Below are 23127 nucleotides of genomic sequence, written 5' to 3'. Positions count from 1 at the left end.
GGCGGCAATGTCGCCGGACAAGCCAATGGACTTGATCTTAGGCTCGTAAGCCCGTTTGAAGACGGGTGACGATCTGCAACATGGCGAGATACAATGTCGCTTCGCATCATCTTCATGGGTACGCCCGAATTCTCTGTTCCGACCTTGCGCGCGCTGGTCGATGGCGGGCATGAAATCATCGGTGTCTACACGCAGCCTCCGCGGCCGGGTGGGCGGCGCGGTCTCGATCTGCAGAAGTCGCCGGTGCATCAAGCCGCTGAACTGCTTGGCATTCCCGTCTTTACGCCAGTGAATTTCAAGGATCCGGAAGAACGGGAGCGCTTCAAGGCGCACGACGGCGACGTTGCCGTTGTCGTGGCCTATGGCCTGCTGCTGCCGGAGGCGATCCTGAACGGTACCCGCCTTGGCTGCTACAATGGTCACGCCTCGCTCTTGCCGCGCTGGCGCGGTGCCGCCCCGATCCAGCGAGCGATCATGGCCGGCGACGAAAAGAGCGGCATGATGGTGATGAAGATGGACAAGGGGCTGGATACCGGCCCGGTGGCCCTCACCAGCGAAGTGGAGATCGGCGCGAACACCACGGCCGGCGAGTTGCACGACAAATTGATGCATGTCGGGGCCAAGGCGATGGCGGAGGCGATGGTCAAGCTCGAGATGGGCGAGCTGCCCCTGACGCCCCAGCCGTCGGAGGGTGTGCTCTACGCCGCCAAGATCGACAAAGGCGAGACGCGGATCGACTTTTCGAAGAACGCTACCGACGTCCACAATCACATTCGCGGCCTGGCGCCGTTTCCCGGCGCATGGTTCGAGGTTGCGATCGGCGGCAAGCCGGAACGTGTGAAGGTGCTGGCGTCCGAGCTAGCACAAGGTCAAGGGGTTGCGGGTGACCTGCTGACCGACGATCTGGTTGTCGCCTGCGGAACCGACGCCGTGCGTCTCACTAAATTGCAGAAGGCTGGCGGCAAGCCGCTACAGGCTGCCGATTTCCTTCGCGGAACGCCGCTTGCATCAGGTACGAGGCTCACCTGATGCATCGCTACCGCATGATCGTCGAATATGACGGTGGTCCTTATGTCGGCTGGCAGCGGCAGGACAACGGACCTTCCGTCCAGGGCGCGATTGAGAAGGCGATTCTTTCGGCAAGCGGCGAAACGGTGTCGATCCGCGGGGCCGGCCGCACCGATTCCGGCGTCCATGCGACAGGCCAGGTCATCCATGCCGATCTTGCCAGGGAATGGTCTCCCTTCAAGCTGCAGAATGCGCTGAACGCCCACCTCAAGATGGCAGGCGAACGGGTCGCGATCATCAACGTGGAAGCGGCCAGCGAGTTTTTCGATGCCCGCTTCTCGGCGCTGCGGCGCCATTATCTCTACCGCATCATCAGCCGCCGGGCGCCGCTGGCACTCGAGGCTGGCAAGGCCTGGTGGGTGCCGAAACCTCTCGATCACGATGCTATGCACGCGGCCGCGCAGACCCTTGTCGGCAAGCACGATTTCTCCACCTTCCGTTCCGCCCATTGCCAGGCGAATAGTCCTGTCCGTACGCTGGATCGGCTGGACGTCACAAGAAGCGGCGAGCTAATCGAAATCCGCGCGACCGCACAGAGCTTCCTGCACAACCAGATCCGCTCCTTCGCGGGAACGTTGAAGCTTGCGGGAGAAAGCAAGTGGACGCCGGACGATGTGCGCGCCGCTTTGGATGCCCGCGACCGCAAGGCTTGCGGCCCGGTGGCGCCGCCCGACGGACTTTATTTCATGCAGGTCGATTATCCCGAGGTGATCAGCGATCGCCGCCGGGAAAAGGAGGCACACGATGACGACGACGATCTATCATAATCCCGCTTGTGGCACCTCGCGCAACACGCTTGCGATGATCCGACAATCCGGCGAGGAGCCGGTAGTGATCGACTATCTGAAAACGCCGCCGACCCGCGAGCGATTGGTGGAACTGATCGTTGCGATGGGTATTCCAATCCGCGCGCTGCTACGTCAAAAGGGCACGCCCTATGACGAGCTTGGATTGGAGGATCCCTCGCTGAGCGACGACCAGTTGCTCGACGCGATGATCGCGCATCCGATCCTGATCAATCGCCCGATAGTCGTCACGGAAAAGGGTGTGCGGCTCTGCCGCCCCTCGGAGACGGTGTTGGATATCCTGCCGAATGCCTCCATCGGGACCTTCACGAAGGAAGACGGCGAAGTCGTTCGCGGCAAATAGCTGCTAGACGGGATAGATGCCGAGAAAGCGTTGCAGGTATTCCGACAGCATCAGCGACGGGACCAGCAGCACCAGCGTCATCGCGCCAACCATCAGCCCTTGGCCGTGGAAGATCATCCTGAGAATGCGGGCGATGGCGAAGACCTGCGCCAGCATGAAGGCCAAAAGCAGCAGAGACACGAAGCCCATCAGTTGCGGCAGGAAGAAGACCAGCGCCAGCAGCAGCCCGTTGATATAGGAAAGCGGCACACCCAGCCAATTGACACTGACGATGACGGGCGCGAAACGCTCGCCCTTCTTGAAGGCGAGTAGCAGCAAGCCCGCAAAAACCAGCGGCACGAACCAGTTGGCGGCTTCGACGAGTCCGAGGCGGAAATAGAAGAGCGCGCCGACATTGGTGTGCGGCGGCATAGTTTGCAGGAAGGCCTGGCGCCACCACAGCCACGAGATGCCCATCGGCGGCAGGCACCAGAAGATCGCCCAGAACGAGCGGTTGACGCCGCGCTCCGACATGTCGAGAAAACGGAAGCCGCGCGGGTCCATGCGGATCAGCAGCCAGATTCCGGCAAGATAATATTGAACTTCCCTAAAGCCCGGCATTCGCGAACCAGCGCTCGATGAAGGTTTCATAGATTACCGTGAGTCGCTCGAGGTCGGAAACGGCAACGCGCTCATCGACCATATGCATTGTCTGACCAACGAGGCCGAACTCGACGACCGGGCAATAATCCTTGATGAAGCGGGCGTCGGACGTGCCGCCCGTGGTGGAAAGCTTCGGCGACTGGGCGGTTACGCTCTCGACGGCGGAGGACAGCGAGGCGATCAGCGCATTGTTGCGCGTCAGGAAGACGTGGCTCGGACGCTCAGCCCACATGATGTCGTATTTGAGCGGCGGACGGCCGGGGCGCAGCGCACCGTCCGCGGCGGCGGCATCGAGCCGGCGCAGGATCTCCTGTTGCAGGCTTTCCGCTGTCCACGTGTCGTTGAAGCGGATGTTGAAGCTCGCTGTCGCCTTGGCCGGCACGACGTTCGTCGCCGGATTGCCGACGTCGATGGTCGTCACTTCGAGGTTCGACGGCTGGAAGTTGTCGGTGCCGGCATCGAATGGCGGGTGCATCAGGGCCTGCGTCAGTTGCAGGATGCCGCGCACCGCGTTGTCGGCCAGATGCGGATAGGCGGCATGGCCTTGGACGCCGTGCACGGTGATCTTGCCGGACAGCGAACCGCGACGACCGATCTTGATCATGTCGCCGAGCTGGTCCGGATTGGTCGGTTCGCCAACAAGGCAGGCATCCCATCGCTCGCCGCGCTCGGCCGCCCACTTGAGCAGCTTGATCGTGCCGTTAACCGCCGGGCCCTCTTCGTCGCCGGTGATCAGGAACGAGACCGAGCCCTTCGGCGCTCCATGCTTTTCGACATGGCGGGCAATGGCCGCAACGAAGCAGGCAACGCCGCCCTTCATGTCGACCGCGCCACGGCCAAAGAGTTCGCCGTCGGCGATCTCGGCGGCAAAGGGCGGATGCGTCCAGGCGGCTTCGTCGCCAACCGGCACCACATCCGTATGCCCGGCAAACATCAGGTGCGGGCCCTCGGTGCCGAGCCGCGCATAGAGGTTCTCGATGTCGGGCGTTCCCGGTTCCGTCGCCGTCACCTTGTCGACCTTGAAGCCGATCGGTGACAGCATTGCTTCGAGTGCCGAAAGCGCACCGCCCTCGGCAGGCGTGACGGACGGGCAGCGAATCAGGGTCTGAAGATTGGCGACGGGATCGGTAGCGGTCATGGGAGTGGAACTATCCAGCTGTAATGGCAAAGAAAAGGCAAGCCGGCGATGCCGCCTTGTTGAATTGTGCCGTTCATTTTGCCGGATCAAGTCCGACCGTCAGCGTTCGGGCGGCGCGCGTCTTTCCAGATGCGGACCGCCGGAACGCCAAGACTTGATCAGTCGCGCAGCAGTTCGTTGATGCCCGTCTTCGAGCGGGTCTTTTCGTCGACGCGCTTGACGATGACGGCGCAGTAAAGGTGTGGTGCCGGCAAGCCGTTCGCCATGGTGGCGTTGCCCGAAGGCATGGAGCCTGCAACGACGACGGAGTAGGGCGGCACTTCGCCGTACATCACTTCGCCCGTGGCGCGATCGACGATCTTGGTCGACTTGCCGATATAGACGCCCATGCCGAGGACCGAGCCCTCGCGGATGATGCAGCCTTCGACGACTTCCGAACGCGCGCCGATGAAGCAGTTGTCCTCGATGATCGTCGGGCCGGCCTGCATCGGCTCAAGAACGCCGCCAATGCCGACGCCGCCAGAGAGATGCACATGCTTGCCGATCTGCGCGCAGGAACCGACTGTCGCCCAGGTATCGACCATCGTGCCTTCATCGACGAAGGCGCCGAGATTGACGAAGGACGGCATCAACACGACGTTCTTGGCGATATAGGCCGAGCGACGCACGACGCAGTTCGGCACGGCGCGGAAGCCGGCGGCGCGATACTGGTTTTCACCCCAGCCTTCGAACTTGGAAGGCACCTTGTCCCACCAGGTCGAGTTGCCCGAGCCGCCCTTGACGACTTCCATATCGTTCAAGCGGAAGGAGAGAAGCACGGCCTTCTTCAGCCACTGATTGACCTTCCAGGCGCCGTCGCTGCCGCGCTCGGCAACACGCGCCTTGCCGCCATCGAGCAGTTCGAGCGCTGCCTCGACGGCGTCGCGAACTTCGCCCTTCGTGGACGTATTGACGTTGTCACGGTTATCGAAGGCAGCTTCGATTGTCTTTTCAAGGGAAGAAAGGTCGCTGGCGCTCATGGGAATTCCTTAAACTTCGATCTCTATCGTGGAGACCGAAGCCTCCGGAATTGTGATTGGCGGGATGCGATCTGCTCTATCCCATGCAGGGGTAAAATGGAATGATTTTTCGGGGCGTGGTAACTCTCCCAATTCAAAGCAGGAAACGACATACCGGCAGCACCTGCCGGGCGTACTGAGAGGCATTTTGACATGGCAAAAACAAAAAACAGCAGGCTGCGGCGCAAGGATGGCGTCTGGGACCCGCTGAAGACGAGCGCAACCGACAAGCATCGCGCCGAAGCCGTGCCGAAGACACCCCAGACGCTGTCGCCTGCCTATCGTCTTGCCTATGTCGATGAAGACTTTCTATGCCGCGAAGAGCTGCGGCCGATCCGCCTGCAGCTGGAGCTGATGAAGCCGGAAATGCTGCTGACCGAGCGCGGCATCAAGTCGACGGTCGTCATGTTCGGCGGCGCCCGCATTCCGGCGCCAGGCCAGAGCGCCTGGGCAGCGAGAAACGAAACGCAGCGCGCCAACCTCGAGGCAGCTTCGGTCTACTACGACGAAGCACGCAAGTTTGCCCGTCTGTGCTCGAAATATTCGGCGGGCTTCGATTTTCATGAGTATGTCGTCGTTACGGGCGGCGGCCCTGGCGTCATGGAGGCCGGCAACCGTGGTGCGGCTGATGAAGGTGCTCCCTCGATCGGCCTCAACATCGTGCTCCCGCATGAGCAGGCGCCGAACGTCTATGTGACGCCGGAACTGAGCTTCAATTTCCACTATTTCGCGATCCGCAAGATGCACTTCATGGTGCGGGCCAAGGCGATCGCTGTCTTCCCCGGCGGCTTCGGTACGCTCGATGAATTCTTCGAGTGCCTGACGCTGATCCAGACCGGCCGGATGGAAAAGATGCCGTTGATCCTGTTCGGCGAGAAGTTCTGGAGGAGCATCGTCAATTTCGAGGCGCTTGCGGAATTCGGCACGATTGCGCCCGACGATGTCGACCTGATCAGCTTCGTCGATACTGCCGACGCTGCCTGGAAGATCATCCAGGATTTCTACGAACACCACGAGTGAGAAAAAGCCCGCCGGTTGGCGGGCTTCGATCTATGTAAACTCTAGCTTACGGGAACGGACGATCCGGCATGTCGTCGAGCGAGATCGTGCCGTCCTTGTTGCGGTCCATCCAGGTGAAGAACTTGTCGAAGGCCGCTTCGGCTTCCTGCTTGGAGATCTGGCCGTTCTCGTCGGTATCGAAGCGCTGCATCATCATCATGCCGCGCATCATCCCGCCATGCATGCCGCGGCGATCCGGACGGCTGTCGGGACCGGGCTGCGGTGGCGCCGGCTGAGCATTGTCGGCATCGGCCGGCGGCGCCATCGGCGTAGCATCGTCATCCGTTGCATCATCGGCGGGTGTCTTTACCTTGGCCATCTGCGCTTCGCGGTATTTGCGGATTTCGCCTGGCGTCAGGGAGCCGTCCTTGTCGGTATCGATCGCGACGAAGATTGCCTCCATCCCGTCCTTGGCTTCCTGCTTGGAAATCTGTCCGTCCTTATTCGTGTCGAACTGCTTCAGCATGCGAACGAAGATGACTTCGCGGATCGCGCCCATGCGCGGCCCCATCATCATGCCCATGGCGTGTTGCGGGCGCGACGAATGATGCTTCTTGTCGTGAGAGGCGGCAAAACTGGTGCCGGCTGCGGCACCGACGATCATGACGGAGGAGAGTGCGGCCAGTATCAGCTTGTTTCGTGACATCTCAATTCCTTTCGATCTGCAATCACAATGAGGACTACAGGTGAAAGGGTAGGGCCGGTGCGGCAAATTGCCCAATTAAAGATCGGTAAGCTGGATGAAATTTCTGTAATCTAGTCGGCAATCTTCGCAAGAAAATCAGTGAGATCGTCGGTCACGAAGTCGATGTGATCGTCCTCTCCGCTGGTCTTTTCCCACCATTCGACGACCGTGTCCTCGAGATTGTTCGGCACCAGCAGGACCGTCTGCATGCCGAGCGCTTTCGGGACCTTCAAGTTGCGTGGGAGATCCTCGAACATCGCCGCCTTGCCGGTTTCGATCCGCTTCAGCGCAGTGAACTTGTCATAGGTCTCCTGCGCCGGTTTCGGCACGAAATCGGCGGCCACGATGTCGAAGATGTCGTCGAAATGCTCGAGGATGCCGAGCGCGCCCGCCGCCATCTCGGCATGCCTGACGCTGCCATTGGTGAAGATGAACTTGCGGCCCGGCAGGGCCTTGATTGCCGCGCCGAGTTCCGGCTGCGCCGTCAGGCTCGAATAGTCGATCGCATGCGCCTTCTCGAGGAAGTCGTTCGGATCGATGCCGTGGTGGATCATCAGCCCTTGCAGGGTCGTACCGTGATCGAGGTAGTACTGTTTCTGCAGCTTACGCGCCTCGTCCCGCTCCATCTGCAGCAGGGTCGCGACATAGGCCGTCATGTTCTTGTCGATTTGCGCGAAAAGATTGACGTGGTGCGGATAGAGCGTGTTGTCGAGGTCGAAAACCCACTCGGTCACATGCGAGAAGTCCGCCTTGGTCGGCGTGCGATCTATCTTGGTCATGCGGTCGTTATGGCACGGCTTGCCGGGCAAGGAAATCGGCAAAAAAAAATAGACGCCCGATTTGCGGCGGACGCAGCCGGGAAGGGATGGTAGAACGCCTCATGCTCTTCGACCTTCCCAGTGACGACGCGCTTTACGATGCGCTGATTGCCCGCAGCCCGGCCTATGAAGGCCTTGCCTATGTCTGCGTCAAGACAACCGGCATCTTCTGCCGGCTGACCTGCCCGGCTCGTAAACCGAAGCGGGAAAACACGCTGTTCTATGGTTCTATCGCCACCTGCATGCAGTCCGGATTTCGGCCCTGCCAACGCTGCCGGCCTCTGGAGGAGGCGGGCAGGGAGCCGATCGTCGACCAGCTCCTCACCGCGCTCGACCGCGATCCCGCAGCGCGATGGACGGAGGACGATCTGATTGCGGGCGGCTACGATCCCTCGACCGTACGGAGAGCCTTCAAGCGATCCCTCGGCATGACCTTTCTCGATATCGCCCGTTATCGCCGTCTTGGCGAGGCGGCGAAACAGCTGGCGAATGGCGCCCGTGTCATCGACGCTCAGATCGAGGCAGGGTATGAATCGGGCAGCGGCTTCCGCGCGGCATTTCAGCGGCTGATCGGCAAAGCGCCCGCGCTATCGCAGCAACGCGATCTTCTGCGTGCGGATTGGTTCGAAACGCCGCTCGGCCCCATGGTTGCTGTGGCCGACCAGACGCATTTGCATCTCCTCGAATTCCACGACCGCAAGGCGCTGCCTGCTGAGCTAGACAAGCTGCAGCGCAAGACGCGCTCTACCGTCGCAGCCGGCCGCACGCCGGCGATCGAGCAGATCGATGCCGAGCTGAAGGCGTATTTCGATGGCAGATCGGCATCCTTCCGGACGCCGCTTGCGCTGGGTTTCGGCACGGCTTTCGAGCGGCAGGTCTGGTCGAAGCTGATGGAGATACCCGTTGGCGAGACACGCGCCTACGGCGACATTGCGCGCGATATGGAAAACCGGCAGATCGTGCGCGCGGTCGGCCGCGCAAACGGGGCGAACCAGATGGCGATTGTCATCCCCTGCCACCGGCTGATTGGCGCCGATGGCTCACTGACCGGCTACGGCGGCGGGCTCTGGCGCAAGCAATGGCTTTTGCGACACGAAAATGAGATGAAATCCAAGAGATTGTCTGTGGAGGGAATTCAATGAACCAGGCTGAGAAGGCAAACGCGTTCGGCGCCTTGCATCAAAAGGGCAATCCCGTCGTCCTTTATAACATATGGGACGCCGGAACGGCGAAGGCGGTGACCGAAGCCGGCGCAAAGGCGCTGGCGACCGGAAGCTGGTCGGTCGCGGCAGCGCAGGGCTATGGTGATGGTGAAAAGATTCCGATGGAGGCGTTGGTCGCCACTACCCGCCAGATCACCGCCGTCAACGACCTGCCGCTCTCGGTCGATTTCGAGGGTGCCTATTCCACCGATCCGGCGGGTGCTGCCACCAATGTCGAAAAGCTGATCGACGCCGGCGCAGTCGGTATCAACTTTGAAGATCAGGTGGTTGGCGGCGAAGGGCTGCACGCCGTCGAGAAGCAGGTCGCCCGCATCCGCGCCATCCGCGAGATGGCGGACCGCCGCGGCATTACCTTCTTCATCAATGCACGCACCGATCTGTTCTTGCGCGAAGGTGATCTTTCGAAGCATGCCGGTCTGGTTGAGGAAGCGATCGAGCGCGGCAAGGCTTACGCCGCCGCCGGCGCCAACGGCTTCTTCGTGCCTTGGCTGATCGACGAGGGTCTCATCGAGAAGGTCTGCGCCGCGTCGCCGCTGCCGGTCAACATCATGATGCGGCCGGGCGCCCCCGACGGGAAAACGCTGGCGAAGCTCGGTGTCAGCCGCGTGAGCTACGGGCCGGGACCGTATCGGGCGATGATGGAGAAGCTGAAAGAGGCAGCCGCGGCGGTCTATGCCGCCGCGGCGGGCTAACAGAGGTCCGGAAAAGGCTCAGGGAACGATCAGCGTTCCCGCGCCGTGCTCGGTGAAGATCTCGAGCAGCACGGAATGGGCGGTCTTGCCGTTCAGGATGACGACACCCTGGACGCCGGCCTTGATCGCGTCGATGCAGGTCTCGACCTTCGGGATCATGCCGCCGGAGATCGTGCCGTCGGCGATCAGCGCGTGCGCCTGCGCGACGGACAATTCCTTGATCAGGTTGCCCTGCTTGTCGAGAACGCCAGGAACGTCAGTTAGGAAAAGCAGGCGGGTGGCGTTCAGCGCACCGGCGATCGCGCCGGCAAACGTGTCGGCGTTGATGTTGTAGGTCGCGCCGTCGCGGCCGGGGGCGACCGGTGCGATGACCGGGATCATCTCCGAGCGGGCAAGCAGGTCAAGCAGCGTGCGGTCGACTTCGACGACCTCGCCGACGAAGCCGAGGTCGAGCACGCGCTCGATGTTCGAATCCGGGTCCTTGATCTTCTTCTGCGCCTTTTCGGCGAAGACCATGTTGCCGTCCTTGCCGCAAAGGCCGATCGCCCATTCGCCCGTCTGGTTGATGAGCGCGACGATTTCCTTGTTGATCGAGCCGGCGAGAACCATTTCGACGATCTCGACCGTCTTGGCGTCAGTGACGCGCAGGCCGCCCTCGAACTTCGATTCGATGCCCATCTTCGTCAGCATCGCGCCGATCTGCGGGCCGCCGCCGTGGACGACGATGGGATTGACGCCGGACTGTTTCAAGAGCGCGATGTCGCTCGCGAAAGCCTTGCCGAGCTCGGCATTGCCCATGGCATGGCCGCCGTACTTCACGACAATCGTCTTGTTCTCGTAGCGCTGCATGAAAGGCAGGGCCTGCGCAAGCAGGCGTGCCTGGGTTTCGCTTTCGGACTGGTTCATGGGATACCCCGCGGAATTGATCGCGGCCTTTTATCTCAAGTTTTTGACAGATGGAATAATCCAGAGGCCATTAGTTTGCCGTATCAGCTGGCAGTAAGCCCGGGGAGTCGGGCTAGTGGTAAGGGGCATGGCATGACAAGCGACGAAATCGCGCATCTGATCAGCCTGGTGGCGATCGGCGATCGCAAGGCCTTTGCCACGCTCTATCGCGAGACCAGCCCGAAACTCTTTTCCATCTGCCTGCGTATTTTGAAAGACAGAACCGAGGCCGAGGAATCGCTTCAGGAAGTCTACGTGAAGATTTGGCAGCGTGCCGGCGTGTTCGCTGCCGGATCCGGTGCGCCGTCTTCCTGGCTCGCGGCAATCGCGCGCAACCAGGCGATCGACATCATGCGCGCGCGAAAGCCGATTGCCGACGAACTCGATAGTGCCTACGACCTCGCGGATGACGAACCCTCCCCCGAGATACAGACTGTGATCAAGGATGAAGGAAGGCGCATTGACACCTGCATGGAAGAGTTGGAAGCTGATCGGGCAATGGCGGTGAAGAAAGCTTACGTCGAAGGGCAGAGCTATCAGGAACTGGCCGATCAGTTTGGCGTCCCTTTGAACACGATGCGCACATGGCTGCGTCGCAGCCTCTTGAAACTGAGAGAGTGCATGGAACGATGACATCGCCGGATCAGAGCAAGGGAGGCCGCTCCCGCGACGAGGTACTCGCCGGTGAGTATGTTCTTGGTGTTCTTTCCTTCAAGGATCGGCGAGTTGTAGAGGAGCGGATGCGTCGCGACAGGCAGTTCGCGGCCATCGTCAGCCGCTGGGAAACCAATCTCTCCTCCTTCAACGACGATTACGACGTCGTTAGCCCCAGCCAGGAAACGTTCAAGCAGATCGAGGCGCGGCTGTTTGGTGCGCCGGAAGCAACCCCGACGCCGGCGCGTGGAGTGTGGGGTTCGCTCATTTTCTGGCGCTGTCTCGCGCTCGTCTCGCTGTTGATCACCGCGGGCGCACTAACGATTGCCACAGTTGCCGTCACTCCGCCTCAGGCCTCAGCACCGCTCGTGGCCGAACTGACGGCCTCCAGCAGCCAGGTCAATCTACTTGCCTCCTATGAACGACAGAGCGGAAAACTGCGGATCGTACCCATCGCAACCGGCAAGCCCGAAGAGAAGTCGCTGGAGCTCTGGCTTGTTCCGGCAAGCGGTGCACCAAGATCGCTTGGCGTATTTCCTCCGGGTCAGGCAGGCGAATTGGTCATCCCTGTCGATATGCGCGGCAGCGTAGGCGAAGGTGCGACTCTGGCGGTCAGCCTCGAGCCTTTCGGCGGCTCGCCGACCGGGCAGGCCACCGGGCCGATCGTGGCAAGCGGTACGGCGCACCGCCGTTGACCTTTTTTCAGCAAGTTTGCGCTCTGGCTGAAACTCTCCCCACGAGCCTCTCGTAGATCCTCATGTCCGTAAGGAATGTCGGCATCCGGTCGGCTTAGCCACGGACGCTAGAGGAGAACCATCATGATGAAGTCCGCACTGCGCTTGAGCGTGCTTGCTGCTGCCGTTTCCGCATTTGCTTTCGCTGCGCAGGCCAAGAACCCAATGGTCGGTGGCGCCGCAATGTATCCGACCAAGGATATCGTGCAGAATGCCATGAACTCCAAGGATCACACGACGCTGGTTGCGGCTGTAAAGGCTGCTGGTCTGGTATCGACGCTGGAAGGCAAGGGACCTTTCACAGTCTTTGCTCCGACCAATGAAGCCTTCGCGGAATTGCCCGCCGGCACGGTCGATACGTTGCTGAAGCCGGAAAACAAGGCCCAACTAACGAAGGTCCTGACCTGCCACGTCGTTGCCGCTGACGCGATGGCCAAAACCGTTGCCAAGATGATCAAGGCCGACGGCGGCGAACACGACATCAAGACGGTCGGCGGTTGCGTGCTGAAGGCCAAGGAAAACATGGGCAAGATCACGATCACCGATGAAAACGGCGATGTCGCCCATGTGACCATCGCTGACGTGAAGCAGTCGAACGGCGTCATCCACGTCGTTGACAAGGTTCTGCTGCCGAAAATGTAAGCCGGTTCAGGCAGTCAGCGGAAGGCGCCCAATTCCATCTGGGCGCCTTCTTTCATTTCCAGTTGGCGATCCCAACCGTTTGGGCAATCGCCTCACGCAGGTCATCGAGACCCTCGCTCTTTTCCGAGGAGGTGGCGATGATGCCGGGATAGGCGGCCGGCCGTTTTTTGATCTTTTCCGCGGTGTCCGCGAGCAGCTTGGTCACAGCCGGTGGTTTGATCTTGTCCGTCTTGGTCAGAACGATCTGATAGGAGACCGCCGCCTTGTCGAGCAGATCCAGAACCTCGTCATCGTTCTTCTTCACGCCGTGGCGGCTGTCGATCAGCACATAGACCCGCTTCAGCGTCGCGCGGCCGCGCAGGTAATCGAAGACGAGCTTCGTCCAGGCGTCGACCTGGTCCTTCGGCGCCTGCGCGTAGCCGTAGCCCGGCATGTCGACCAGCGCCATCGGTGGCAGGTCGCCGGCTTCACCGGAGTAACCCTCCGGCACGAAGTAGTTGAGTTCCTGCGTGCGCCCCGGCGTATTCGAGGTACGCGCCAGCCCCTTGTGACTGACGAGCGCATTGATCAGTGACGACTTGCCGACGTTCGATCGGCCGGCAAAGGCCACTTCCAGCGGCCCTTCCGGCGGCAGGAACTTCAGGGACGGTACGCCGCGGATAAAGGTCCAGGGGCGCCCGAACAGCGGCTTGTCGTTCTTGTTGTCGGTCATTCGGCCTTTTCCAGTCCAGATCCAATGTGCCTATGGCATTCAGGTTTCGGGCGATTTTGTCAACCGACCGGCAGCTGCCAGGTTACCGCAGCAATGCCGGCTGAAATGAAAAGCCCCGCCGAAGCGGGGCTTTGGTCATTTCTCCGTCGGGGCCGGCTTTCGTTTGAAGAGCCCCTTCAGGTTGCTGAAGAGTTCGATCTTCACGCCGTGGCGCTTCATGATCACCGACTGCTGGATCACCGACAGCGTGTTGTTCCAGGCCCAGTAGATGACCAGACCTGCCGGGAAGCTCGCCAGCATGAAGGTGAAAACCAGCGGCATCCAGTTGAAGATCATTGCCTGCGTCGGATCCGGCGGCGTCGGGTTCATGCGCATCTGCAGGAACATCGTCACACCCATGATCAGCGGCCAGACGCCGAGATGCAGGAAGGCGGGAGCCGCAAACGGCAGTAGGCCGAAGAGGTTGATGAACGACGTCGGATCGGGCGCCGAAAGGTCCTGGATCCAGCCGAAGAACGGCGCGTGGCGCATCTCGATGGTGATGTAGATCACCTTGTAGAGCGAGAAGAAGATCGGGATCTGCAGCGCGATCGGCCAGCAACCGGCGATCGGGTTGATCTTCTCTTCCTTGTAGAGCGCCATCGTCGCCTGTTGCAGGCCCATGCGGTCGTCGCCGAACTTGGCCTTCAGCTCTTCCATCTTCGGCTGCACGCGCTTCATGTTCGCCATCGAAGCGTACTGCTTGCTGGCGAGCGGGAAGAACAGCGCCTTGACGACGATGGTGGTCATCAGAATGGCGACGCCGAAGTTTCCGAAGTAACGGAAGAAGAAGTCCATCAGCCTGAACATCGGCTTCGTCAGGAAGTAGAACCAGCCCCAGTCGATCAACCGGTCAAACTTCGGGATCGAATAGGTCTTCTCGTAGCCGTCGATGACAGGAACTTCCTTGGCGCCGGCGAACACGAGGTTCTTCAGTTCAAGCGACTGGCCAGGAGCGACGGTAACGGCGTTCTGCTTGTAGTCCGCCTGGAAACGCGGCTGACCATCCGTGAAGTGCGTGAAGCGTGCATCGTACGGGGTCTGCTGCGGCGGAATGATCGTTGCCGCCCAGTACTTGTCGGTGATGCCGAGCCAGCCACCGGTTGCCGTTGCCGGCGTGACGGCTTCCTTCTCGACAGCGGCGTACTTGCTCTCGAGCAGGCTGTCCCCGATCACGCCGATGAAGCCTTCGTGCAGCACGTAGGTCGAGGCAACGGCAGGCTTGTTGTAACGGGTGACGCGGCCATAGGAGGACAATGCCGCCGGAGCCTGGCCCGCATTGGTAACCTTGTCGGTGACCGTGAACATGTAGTGCTCATCGACCGAGATCGTGCGGGCGAAGGTGATGCCCTTGTCATTGGTGTAGGTCAGCGTAACCGGTGTCGTTTCGGTCAGCTTGGCGCCTTCCGGTGCGGTCCAGACGGTCGAGGGACCCGGAACGCTGCCGGTGGTGGCGTCGCCGATGTAGCCGAGTTCGGCGAAGTAGCCGTCCTTCGTCTCCGACGGGCTGAAGAGGGTAATGATCGGGCTCGAGTCGTCCACGGTCTCGTGATAGCCCTTGAGCTTCAGGTCATCGAGACGGGCGCCGACGAGGTTGATGGAGCCGGCAAGAGCGGCGGTATCGATCGTGACGCGCGGGTTCTTGGCAAGTGCGTCAGCAAGCGAGGTTGTCGCGGCAGCCTGACCGGAAGGCGCGGCGCCACTCGTCTGGGCCGTACCCGCGCCACCCGCAGCAGGGGTCTGCACCTGTTCGGTCTTCTGCTGCGCTTTTTGAGCGAGTTCAGCCTTGCGCTGCGCTTCGATGCGCGGATTCATGTAGAGGAATTGCCACCCGAGAACGATCAGCACGGAGAGGGCGATCGCAATGAAGTAGTTGCGGTTGTTTTGCATCATACGTTCCTGGGGCGGCCGTCTCCGGACCGCTTGTGTTTCGGCTTGGTCTCGACGCGAGTTTTGAGCTCTGCGGCTAATTTTTCGAAGGGTGCTTGCAGCACGTCTCTTCGCGCGACAACCACATAGTCGTGTCCGGGCTGCATTGCAAACCCTGCATGAAGTCGCACCGCCTCTTTCAGGCGCCGCCTCATGCGGTTTCTTTCGACCGAGTTGCCATGTTTCTTGGTGACGGTGAAGCCGACGCGGGCTTCGGCCTCTGGTTCCTTCCGGTCGAGGACTTCGAGCAGGAAGAAGCTGCCCCTGCGCTTTTCGCCATTGCGGACAGCAAGAAACTGCGGGCGGCTTTTCAGCCGCCCGGCAGTCATTTTCTTCTTATTGGTCGTCAATTCGCCCGCCATCTCTTATCGGGCAATTCGGCCTTAGGCCGAAAGACGCTTGCGGCCGCGTGCGCGGCGAGCAACGATAACCTTACGGCCGCCCTTGGTGGCCATGCGTGCACGGAAACCGTGGCGGCGCTTGCGAACAAGCTTGGATGGTTGGTAGGTACGCTTCATTTATTTAAACACCGCGGAGTGCGGCCCTTCTTGAATTTGCATATTGCAAGGAGCGTTGTTTTTCGAACGGGCGAGGCTAACGAGAGCCTTATATGACCGGACGTGCGGCGGCTTATACGGATGAAGGCCGTCAAAGTCAATTATCGCCCGGAATTTCTGGATTTCAGCCCAGCGCTACAAGATTTAGCGACGCACATTAATGTTTGTGACGGCGCGTTAAAGTCGGCCGTGCGTAATATTTTTCTTCGCTCGCAACTGCTGCGCGCATTCTCGGGGCGATCTAGCGTTTTTCGGCGCAAAAAACCAAACGTTGACGACTAAGTACAGGTAATTTTTTGTAGTTAGGCGGCCAAGCATCCGAAATCTAACGTTAATTTATTTCGGCCAAATTTAGCTATCGGCCGGAAAGCTTTCCCGGCTTGTCATCAGTTTCTGGGGGGCTTCCTTTGAAAATCCGAGGTAAGATCAATCTGCTCGTTTCCGCCATGTGCGGCGTTGCATTGCTGATCGGGGCAACGGCACTTTGGGCCGTGCATCAATATGACGAGAATTTGTCGGCATATGAAGACGCGTCTGATCGCGCTTACTATGGCGAGCGCCTTAACCGCTTCGTGACAGCGACGGTCATGGAGGCCCGCGGAATCTACGGCGCTCCCTCGACAAAGGAAGCCGCTGCCTTCGCCAAGGGGCTTCTGACGGATCTCGATCAGATCGACAAGGTAATTGCCTCCTGGGCTTCGCTGGTTCCTGAAAGCCAGAAAGACACCTTCGTCAAAATGACCGAGCGCGCCAAGGAATTCCGGGCGTTCCGCGCTGAAACAGCCCGCCTCGGCACCGAAGTGAGCCCGCAGGCAGCGAACGAGCAGGGCAACAACGACGCCAACCGAGCCAATCGCAAGGCTTTCCAGGCGGAGATCGATGCGATCGTCGCGACCGACAAGGCGACGCTCGATGCTGTCAATGTGCAGGTCGAAAGCTCGCGCACCTCCGTCTTGTGGCTCGTGATTGCGATTACCGGTGTTGGCATTGTGGCTGGCGTCGGTATGGGCTTCTACATCGGCACCATTCAGCTCAGCCGCCCGATCAAGAAGGTCACGGACGCGATCAAGCAGGTTGCCGACGGTAACTTTGAGGCCGAAGTGCCTTTCGCGGGACGTCAGGATGAAATCGGCGAAATGGCCGCCGCGGTCGCTGTCTTCAAGGAGAATGGCCTCGCCGTACGTCGCATGAATGCGCAGGAAACCGCCATGCGCGCCAAGAGCGACGATCTGCAGTCCAGCATGTCCGTCGTCGTTGCATCCGCAGCCGCCGGCGACTTCAGCCGCCGCATCGAAAAGGACTACGGCGACGACAACCTCAACCAGTTCGCCAGCAACATCAACCATCTGCTTTCCAGCATCGATGCCGGTGTCGGCGAAACGCGCCGGGTGATTGCAAGCCTGGCGGAGGGCGACCTGACGCAGACGATGCGCGGCAACTTCCAGGGCGCCTTCGCCGAACTGCAGCAGAACGTCAACAGCACATTCGCGACGCTGCAGACAACGATGCGCGAAGTACGCGAGACGGCCGAAGGCTTCCACGGCAACACAAACGAGCTGCGCGCCGCAAGCGACGACCTTTCCAAGCGCACCGAGCAGCAGGCCGCTGCCCTCGAAGAGACCTCGGCGGCTCTCGACGAGATCACCGCGGTCGTCAACAATTCGACAGAGCGTGCTCAGGAAGCCAGTGTCATGGTCTCCGAGGCCAAGGACGACGCCGGCAAGTCGGGCGTGGTCGTCCGCAATGCCGTCGACGCCATGGGTCGCATTGAGCAGGCTTCGCGCGAAATCAGCCAGATCATCAACGTCATCGACGAGATCGCCTTCCAGACGAACCTGCTGGCGCTGAACGCAGGCGTCGAAGCGGCGCGTGCGGGCGAGGCGGGCAAGGGTTTCGCCGTCGTCGCTCAGGAAGTTCGCGAGCTGGCACAGCGTTCGGCAACCGCCGCTAAGGACATCAAGGGCCTGATCACCAAGTCCGGCGATGAAGTGCAGGTTGGCGTAAAGCTGGTGCAGGCGACTGGCGAGGCGCTGTCCCAGATCGAACGCCGCGTCAACGCGATCAACGACCATATCCACTCGATCGCGACGGCTGCGAAGGAGCAATCAACTGGCCTCAAGGAGGTCAATACCGCCGTCAATCAGATGGATCAGGTGACGCAGCAGAACGCCGCCATGGTCGAGGAAACCTCGGCAGCAACGCACAAGCTCTCCGGCGAAGCCGATGGGCTTGTCCGCCTGATCTCCCGCTTCAAGGTCTCCAACGTGCCGGCAGCGGCCCCCGTCGCCGTCGCGCGCCATCAGGAACATCGTCCGGTGGCCTCTCCGGCCCGCCGCGCCATGGGGACCGTCGCGCGGGCGTTCAGCGGCAACGCCGCCGTCGCCGAGCAGAATTGGGAAGAATTTTAATCGCCCTGCGCTCCCTTGGACAAAGACGAAACGCCGCCTCAGGGCGGCGTTTCCATTTGTCGCAAATGGCTTTGCTCGCAAAGATTTGAAAGCGGACCGTCATCGTCTAATATAGAACGCGCAAAGGGCGCCCGGCGCCAAGCGGACGAAAGACAATGCAAGCCCACGATCAAGGCGACAATCTTCTCCCAGACGGTGCTGCCGGGACCGAGCCCGACCGGGCGGACCAGCGCCCGTCCGGCATGTTCGGCGGGCTTTCCGGCAAGTTGCTGTGGCTGACGGTTGTCTGCATCATGCTCGCCGAGGTGCTGATCTTCTTTCCGTCGGTTGCCACCATGCGCCTGCGGTGGCTGGACGAAAGGCTGAATGCCGCGGCTGCGGCCGCGATCGTGATCGACGGTCTACAGCCGGTGGAACTGCCGCGCGCGCTGCAGAAGGAAACGTTGGAAGCGACCGGCACCAAGGCGATCGTGCTGCGGAAAGAGGGCACCTCGCGCCTACTTGCGACGACGGACATGCCGACCTCGGTCGATGAACAGTATGATTTGACCGACGTGCCACCAGTGACCGCGATTCGCGACGCGCTCGATACGATGATTTTTGGCGGCAACCGCCTGATCCGCGTCTATGGTCCGGTACAGGACACCAATACCGGTGTCGAAGTGCTTATGAAGGACAAGCACCTCCGCAATGCGATGCTTGTTTATTCCCGCAACGTCTTTCTGCTGTCGATCCTGATTTCACTGTTTACCGCGACGCTGGTGTTCTTCGCGATCAACCGCATCCTGATTCGGCCGATTCGCGAGTTGACCGGCAGCATGCAGCAATTCTCCTCCGATCCGGAAAATCCGCAGAATGTCTTTGTCGGCGACGGCGGCCGCGACGAGCTTGCCGTTGCCGGACGGCACCTGACCTCCATGCAGTTGGAACTGCAAAAGACGCTGAAGCAGCAGAGAAACCTTGCAGCGCTCGGCCTAGCAGTTTCCAAGATCAACCACGACATGCGCAACATCCTGGCCTCGGCACAGCTGATGTCGGACCGTCTCGTGGACGTCGATGATCCGATGGTGAAGGCCTTTGCGCCAAAGTTGCTACGCACAATCGACCGCGCCGTCGGTTATACGACTGAGGTGCTGTCCTATGGCCAGGCAAGCGAAGCGGCACCCCGTCGGCGCCGCATCCGGCTCCATGACCTGACCCAGGACGTGAAGGACATGTTGGCGATCGATGCTCAGAGCGGTATCGAGTTCGTCGGCCAGGTCGCGCCCGAGCTCGAGGTCGATGCAGACAGCGAGCAATTGTTTCGTGTCATCCACAATCTCTGCCGCAACGCCGTGCAGGCCCTCAGCGCACCGGCGGTAGCGCGTGGAGCCGACGGCGCCAAGCGCATCACCGTTTCGGCGCAGCGTGTCGGTAGCGTGGTCAGCATCATCGTCGATGATACCGGGCCCGGTATGCCGCAAAAGGCCAGACAAAATCTCTTTGCTGCCTTCCGCGGCTCGGCCCGCTCCGGCGGCACGGGCTTGGGGCTGGTGATCGCCCGCGAACTCGTGCTGGCGCACGGTGGCACCATCGCTCTTGTGGAAAAGCCTTCGGTTGGAACGCAGTTTCGCATCGAGATTCCGGATCGCCCGTTATCGCTGGACGACTACCGCGGCCGCGCGCTGCAGGAAAAGTGATGCATTTTGCGCATTTCCGCTCTGCGCCATCAAAGTCGCGATTTTTTCAGAAAGCCTATTGCAATCCCCGAAAGGACCCTTTAGAGAACCGCCCACGCAAGCGGTTCGGCCGCTTCGGCACGCACCCGTAGCTCAGCTGGATAGAGCACCAGACTACGAATCTGGGGGTCAGGAGTTCGAATCTCTTCGGGTGCGCCATTCTCTTCCTCACATCATATTTATGTCTGGTTGGCGCCGTACTGCGCGCACAACCATCCCTCTGCGGCTTGGGCAAAAAAAGCCCCGCCGACTCGGCAGGGCTGCAGGGATTTGGTCTACGGTGGCGTCAGCCATCGTTAGTGACGGCAAACCGTCTTGTACTTGGTAATCTCATGGTGATGGCTGCGCACCTGGTAGGGTTCCCTCCAGCAACGCTGGTAGGAAGAATAGTGGCGATCGCGCCAGTAGCGTGGCGGCGGGCCGTGGCGATAGTTGGGCCGGTAATCATCATGGTAGCCCGGCGTTCCAATAATCACTCTGACATTATCGGCAAACGAAGGGGCGGCTGTTGATACAAGCGATGTCAGGACAATGGCTGCTACGGTAATAAGCTTTTTCATGTTCTACTCCTTTGAGCATGTAACGCCGCTGGTTAGGCGTTTGTTTCAAAGGATATTTTTCTCAGCATGAACCTTGGCTGAGGCGGCCGTTCATAAACGTCGCCGTCAGGCAGTCCCAAGACGGCGAGGGTGGTCGACGCGCCTACCGCCGCAATAGAGCGATTATGAGATCGCGGCGATCAACGCTTTTCTTCGATTGTTCGGATGTAAGGAAGGCCGCTTGTGATTTGCGAGGCTGCCTTAGAACGACATGCACGTCAGTCATGAAAATGACGCGACTCCAACCAGGGTATGGTGTGAGACCCGCAAGTCTTCCCGAGACTCACCAAAGTCAGCCGATGTGTGTTTCAGGCGGCAAGCACGTGATCCGCCGCCCGTGGAATCGAGTCGTTACGGTCGGTGACTGAAGCGGGCGATTTGCGCATTCTTCATCAGGTTGCGAAAGTTGGGACCGCTGACATGTACCAAGGTCGTATGGTCGCCGCCCTCGAAATAGACGTCGCTGGCGTTGCCGAGGCTTTCGTCGAGAATGACAGGCACGTCGTAGGCCGATCCGATCGGCGGGACCGCACCTATATCGCAATCGGCGAAAAGTGTGCTGACTTCATTTTCCGAGGCGAGGCCGAGGCGCTTGTTCATCACATCCTGCAGCGTGCTGAGCTCGAGCCGGTGGGTGCTCGGAACAACGGCCAGTACATATCCCATTTCGTGATGGACGACGACAGATTTGGCGAGCCTGCTGCCCGGAACATGGGCGGCCTGCGCTGACTGGCTGGTCGTCGCTGTACGATGATGAGGCACGGTGTCGTAGGCGATGCCTTCACCGTCGATATAGTCCTGAAGCTTCCTTGCGATGGTCATCTTGGGTTCCCCTTAAGATTGCGTCGGAAGGCATACAAGGCATTCTCCTCTCATCATCCACGAAGTCAACGGCGAAGGGTGCAATGCCTGATGACCGCCACAGGACGATGGCGGTCACGCAAGTTCGGCGCACCACTTTGGCGCGCCGGCCGTCTCCTCCCTAGGCGGAGACTCTCGCCTCGCCATGCTTGGCCAGTGCCTCGTCCGTCGAGAGCACGGAGGCGTAGGCAAATGCGAACGCCGCCATGAACGCCGCATGCGCTTGTGCGGCGGGAACCAGCGTGCCATTGAATTCGAGGTCGCGTGTTGCGCAGGCATCATGGACAACCGTTACCCGGTAGCCGAGATCGCTGGCGGCGCGTGTCACGGCATCGATGCACATGTGGCTCATGCTGCCGACGACCGTCACCTCTTCGATGCCATGACGATCAAGCGTCGCCTTCAGCTCTGTTTCACGGAACGCGTTGACATGGTTCTTCACGATGACGGTCTCGCCCGGTCGATTCAGCACCTTCTGATGAATCTGCGCACCTTCCGACCCAGCAACGAAGAAAGCCGCAGTCTCGCCGATCGACTCATGCCTGACGTGGATGACTAGGTCGCCGGCATCGCGGGTCGCCGCGATGATCCGTGCAGCATTGTCGGCAGCGGCATCGGCGCCGCTCAACGGCCATTTGCCGTTCGGGAAATAATCGTTCTGAATGTCGACGACGATGAGGGCTTGTTTGGTCATGTCCTGATATCCTTTCATTCCTTCCGGGACGGTCCCGTCCGTTGATGGACAAACTATGTCTGAAGCTGCATGGTGTGGATTGGCGAAATTGACATTATCGAGGTCAAAACTGACAAATGAGCCACGCCGACGCACCGACCGAGATCGGCATCCTGCTCTATCCGCACGTCCAACTCGCGGCCGTCTATGGGCTGACTGATCTATTCAATCTGGCGAATCGGTTTGCAACGAGGCAACGGACTTCGGGGAGCCCGGCGTTGCGCGTGAGCCATTGGCAGCAGACAGAAGCCGAGGAGGCGGTCGAGCGCGTATTCGATACGGCACCTGGCACCACGGGGTCGCCCGACGTGCTGCTGCTGCCCCCGAGCTTCGGCGAACCGATGACATCCGAGGAGGCCGCCCCGCTGGCCCGATGGCTTCGCCAGCGGCATGCCGAGGGAACGACGCTCACTTCGGTCTGTATCGGCGCGTTCCTGCTTGCCGAGACCGGTCTTCTGGCGCACCGGATGGCGACGACCCACTGGACCTACGCGGCTGTACTGGCTGAGCGCTTTCCCGATGTACGGGTCGATACCGGCAAGCTCATTATCGATGAAGGCGACATCATTACCGCCGGAGGCCTGATGGCCTGGACCGATCTCGGCCTGAAGCTCGTCGACAGATTGCTGGGATCGGCTGTCATGCTGGAGGCGGCACGCTACCTCCTGGTGGATCCGCCTGGCAGGGAGCAACGCTGCTACAGCAGCTTCTCGCCGCGCCTGAACCATGGAGACGAACCGATCCTGAAGGTTCAGCATTGGCTGCACGCGAGCGGCGCGCGCCAAGTCACGCTGCCCGCGATGGCCGAGTGCGCGCGCCTGGAAGAGCGCACCTTCCTTCGCCGTTTCCACAAGGCGACAGGGTTTCGACCGACGGAATACTGCCAGCATCTGCGGGTCGGCAAGGCGCGTGAAATGCTGGAGTCTTCGAAACGGACCGTCGAGCAGATCGCCGTTGCAGCTGGCTACGAGGATCCGGGCGCCTTCCGCAAGGTGTTCCAGAAGATTACCGGCCTGTCGCCGGGAGACTACCGCAGCCGCTTCGGATTGAACGGCAGGGTATGA

The 23127-nt window shown here is 60.7% G+C and carries 25 protein-coding genes and 1 tRNA gene; 13 read left to right on the top strand and 13 right to left on the bottom strand.

Features of this window, described 5'->3' with window-relative positions; all coding sequences use genetic code 11:
• The first annotated feature begins 93 nt into the window (after positions 1-93).
• From fmt to arsC, 3 genes are read left to right on the top strand one after another with little or no spacing between them, the layout of a single operon-like run.
• On the top strand, positions 94-1029 hold the full coding sequence (gene fmt, locus FHT77_RS05420) for a methionyl-tRNA formyltransferase (protein ID WP_183753185.1): 936 nt from the start codon (positions 94-96) through the stop codon (positions 1027-1029).
• Positions 1029-1835, top strand: coding sequence for a tRNA pseudouridine(38-40) synthase TruA (gene truA, locus FHT77_RS05415; RefSeq protein ID WP_183753183.1), 807 nt, complete (start codon positions 1029-1031; stop codon positions 1833-1835). Before fmt ends, truA begins: the two co-directional genes overlap by 1 nt.
• Positions 1813-2217, top strand: coding sequence for an arsenate reductase (glutaredoxin) (gene arsC / locus FHT77_RS05410; protein ID WP_183753181.1), 405 nt, complete (start codon positions 1813-1815; stop codon positions 2215-2217). Before truA ends, arsC begins: the two co-directional genes overlap by 23 nt.
• A gap of 3 nt (positions 2218-2220) precedes the next feature.
• Here arsC and FHT77_RS05405 read toward each other — a convergent pair whose 3' ends face one another.
• The 3 genes from FHT77_RS05405 to dapD form a co-directional block, all read right to left on the bottom strand.
• Positions 2221-2817: a hypothetical protein gene (locus tag FHT77_RS05405; RefSeq protein WP_183753179.1), complete on the bottom strand. Its 597-nt coding sequence runs from the start codon at positions 2815-2817 to the stop codon at positions 2221-2223.
• On the bottom strand, positions 2804-3997 hold the full coding sequence (gene dapE / locus FHT77_RS05400) for a succinyl-diaminopimelate desuccinylase (RefSeq protein WP_183753177.1): 1194 nt from the start codon (positions 3995-3997) through the stop codon (positions 2804-2806). Before dapE ends, FHT77_RS05405 begins: the two co-directional genes overlap by 14 nt.
• A 158-nt stretch (positions 3998-4155) precedes the next feature.
• Positions 4156-5016, bottom strand: coding sequence for a 2,3,4,5-tetrahydropyridine-2,6-dicarboxylate N-succinyltransferase (gene dapD / locus FHT77_RS05395; RefSeq protein WP_183753170.1), 861 nt, complete (start codon positions 5014-5016; stop codon positions 4156-4158).
• Between the two features lie 192 nt (positions 5017-5208).
• Here dapD and FHT77_RS05390 point away from each other — a divergent pair, with 192 nt between their 5' ends.
• Positions 5209-6075 carry an LOG family protein gene (locus FHT77_RS05390; protein WP_183753168.1) on the top strand — a complete coding sequence of 289 codons (867 nt, stop codon included), beginning with the start codon at positions 5209-5211 and terminating at the stop codon, positions 6073-6075.
• A gap of 46 nt (positions 6076-6121) precedes the next feature.
• Here the strand turns inward: FHT77_RS05390 and FHT77_RS05385 are convergent, their stop codons facing one another.
• Both FHT77_RS05385 and FHT77_RS05380 read right to left on the bottom strand, forming a co-directional pair.
• Positions 6122-6760 carry an EF-hand domain-containing protein gene (locus tag FHT77_RS05385; RefSeq protein WP_183753166.1) on the bottom strand — a complete coding sequence of 213 codons (639 nt, stop codon included), beginning with the start codon at positions 6758-6760 and terminating at the stop codon, positions 6122-6124.
• Between the two features lie 110 nt (positions 6761-6870).
• Entirely contained in the window at positions 6871-7578 is a 708-nt protein-coding gene (locus FHT77_RS05380) for a pyrimidine 5'-nucleotidase (protein WP_114711094.1), read from the bottom strand.
• Between the two features lie 101 nt (positions 7579-7679).
• Between FHT77_RS05380 and FHT77_RS05375 the strand changes: the two genes are divergently transcribed.
• Positions 7680-8759: a bifunctional transcriptional activator/DNA repair enzyme AdaA gene (locus tag FHT77_RS05375; RefSeq protein ID WP_183753891.1), complete on the top strand. Its 1080-nt coding sequence runs from the start codon at positions 7680-7682 to the stop codon at positions 8757-8759.
• Positions 8756-9532: an isocitrate lyase/phosphoenolpyruvate mutase family protein gene (locus tag FHT77_RS05370; RefSeq protein WP_183753164.1), complete on the top strand. Its 777-nt coding sequence runs from the start codon at positions 8756-8758 to the stop codon at positions 9530-9532. Before FHT77_RS05375 ends, FHT77_RS05370 begins: the two co-directional genes overlap by 4 nt.
• Positions 9533-9550: 18 nt before the next feature.
• On the opposite strand, the gene argB is transcribed toward FHT77_RS05370, so the two are convergent.
• Positions 9551-10438, bottom strand: coding sequence for an acetylglutamate kinase (argB, locus tag FHT77_RS05365; RefSeq protein ID WP_016552548.1), 888 nt, complete (start codon positions 10436-10438; stop codon positions 9551-9553).
• 132 nt (positions 10439-10570) lie between these two features.
• On the opposite strand from argB, the gene FHT77_RS05360 reads away from it, so the two are divergent.
• From FHT77_RS05360 to FHT77_RS05350, 3 genes are all read left to right on the top strand, one after another.
• Positions 10571-11110, top strand: coding sequence for a sigma-70 family RNA polymerase sigma factor (locus FHT77_RS05360; protein WP_114711098.1), 540 nt, complete (start codon positions 10571-10573; stop codon positions 11108-11110).
• Positions 11107-11826: an anti-sigma factor domain-containing protein gene (locus FHT77_RS05355; RefSeq protein WP_183753162.1), complete on the top strand. Its 720-nt coding sequence runs from the start codon at positions 11107-11109 to the stop codon at positions 11824-11826. Before FHT77_RS05360 ends, FHT77_RS05355 begins: the two co-directional genes overlap by 4 nt.
• A 123-nt stretch (positions 11827-11949) precedes the next feature.
• Positions 11950-12507 (top strand): fasciclin domain-containing protein, encoded by a 558-nt coding sequence (locus tag FHT77_RS05350; RefSeq protein WP_183753160.1) that lies wholly within the window; start codon positions 11950-11952, stop codon positions 12505-12507.
• A gap of 52 nt (positions 12508-12559) precedes the next feature.
• Here the strand turns inward: FHT77_RS05350 and yihA are convergent, their stop codons facing one another.
• The 4 genes from yihA to rpmH all read right to left on the bottom strand — a co-directional run bounded on the left by yihA (position 12560) and on the right by rpmH (position 15705).
• Entirely contained in the window at positions 12560-13219 is a 660-nt protein-coding gene (gene yihA, locus FHT77_RS05345) for a ribosome biogenesis GTP-binding protein YihA/YsxC (RefSeq protein ID WP_183753158.1), read from the bottom strand.
• A 135-nt stretch (positions 13220-13354) separates the two neighbouring features.
• Positions 13355-15148 carry a membrane protein insertase YidC gene (gene yidC / locus FHT77_RS05340; RefSeq protein WP_183753156.1) on the bottom strand — a complete coding sequence of 598 codons (1794 nt, stop codon included), beginning with the start codon at positions 15146-15148 and terminating at the stop codon, positions 13355-13357.
• Complete coding sequence (rnpA, locus tag FHT77_RS05335) at positions 15148-15549, bottom strand: ribonuclease P protein component (RefSeq protein ID WP_016552554.1); 402 nt, start codon at positions 15547-15549, stop codon at positions 15148-15150. The genes yidC and rnpA overlap by 1 nt, the downstream gene beginning before the upstream one ends.
• Positions 15550-15570: 21 nt before the next feature.
• Complete coding sequence (gene rpmH / locus FHT77_RS05330) at positions 15571-15705, bottom strand: 50S ribosomal protein L34 (RefSeq protein ID WP_016552555.1); 135 nt, start codon at positions 15703-15705, stop codon at positions 15571-15573.
• 446 nt (positions 15706-16151) lie between these two features.
• Between rpmH and FHT77_RS05325 the strand changes: the two genes are divergently transcribed.
• The 3 genes from FHT77_RS05325 to FHT77_RS05315 all read left to right on the top strand — a co-directional run bounded on the left by FHT77_RS05325 (position 16152) and on the right by FHT77_RS05315 (position 20029).
• On the top strand, positions 16152-18152 hold the full coding sequence (locus FHT77_RS05325; protein ID WP_183753154.1) for a methyl-accepting chemotaxis protein: 2001 nt from the start codon (positions 16152-16154) through the stop codon (positions 18150-18152).
• A 155-nt stretch (positions 18153-18307) separates the two neighbouring features.
• Complete coding sequence (locus FHT77_RS05320) at positions 18308-19831, top strand: ATP-binding protein (RefSeq protein ID WP_183753152.1); 1524 nt, start codon at positions 18308-18310, stop codon at positions 19829-19831.
• A gap of 121 nt (positions 19832-19952) precedes the next feature.
• A tRNA-Arg gene (locus tag FHT77_RS05315) sits at positions 19953-20029 on the top strand.
• Between the two features lie 137 nt (positions 20030-20166).
• Here the strand turns inward: FHT77_RS05315 and FHT77_RS05310 are convergent.
• From FHT77_RS05310 to FHT77_RS05300, 3 genes are all read right to left on the bottom strand, one after another.
• Positions 20167-20430, bottom strand: coding sequence for a hypothetical protein (locus FHT77_RS05310; RefSeq protein ID WP_183753150.1), 264 nt, complete (start codon positions 20428-20430; stop codon positions 20167-20169).
• Positions 20431-20820: 390 nt separating this feature from the next.
• A complete protein-coding gene (locus FHT77_RS05305) occupies positions 20821-21291 on the bottom strand; it encodes an aminoacyl-tRNA deacylase (RefSeq protein ID WP_183753148.1) in 471 nt (156 codons plus the stop codon).
• A gap of 160 nt (positions 21292-21451) precedes the next feature.
• A complete protein-coding gene (locus tag FHT77_RS05300) occupies positions 21452-22024 on the bottom strand; it encodes a cysteine hydrolase family protein (protein WP_183753146.1) in 573 nt (190 codons plus the stop codon).
• Positions 22025-22140: 116 nt separating this feature from the next.
• Here FHT77_RS05300 and FHT77_RS05295 point away from each other — a divergent pair, with 116 nt between their 5' ends.
• Positions 22141-23127 (top strand): GlxA family transcriptional regulator, encoded by a 987-nt coding sequence (locus FHT77_RS05295; RefSeq protein WP_183753144.1) that lies wholly within the window; start codon positions 22141-22143, stop codon positions 23125-23127.

The organism is Rhizobium sp. BK181, from assembly GCF_014193305.1.
Taxonomy (GTDB): Bacteria; Pseudomonadota; Alphaproteobacteria; order Rhizobiales; family Rhizobiaceae; genus Rhizobium.
The sequence above is the reverse complement of the archived record's forward strand: the minus strand, read 5'-3'. Positions and strand labels throughout refer to the sequence as shown.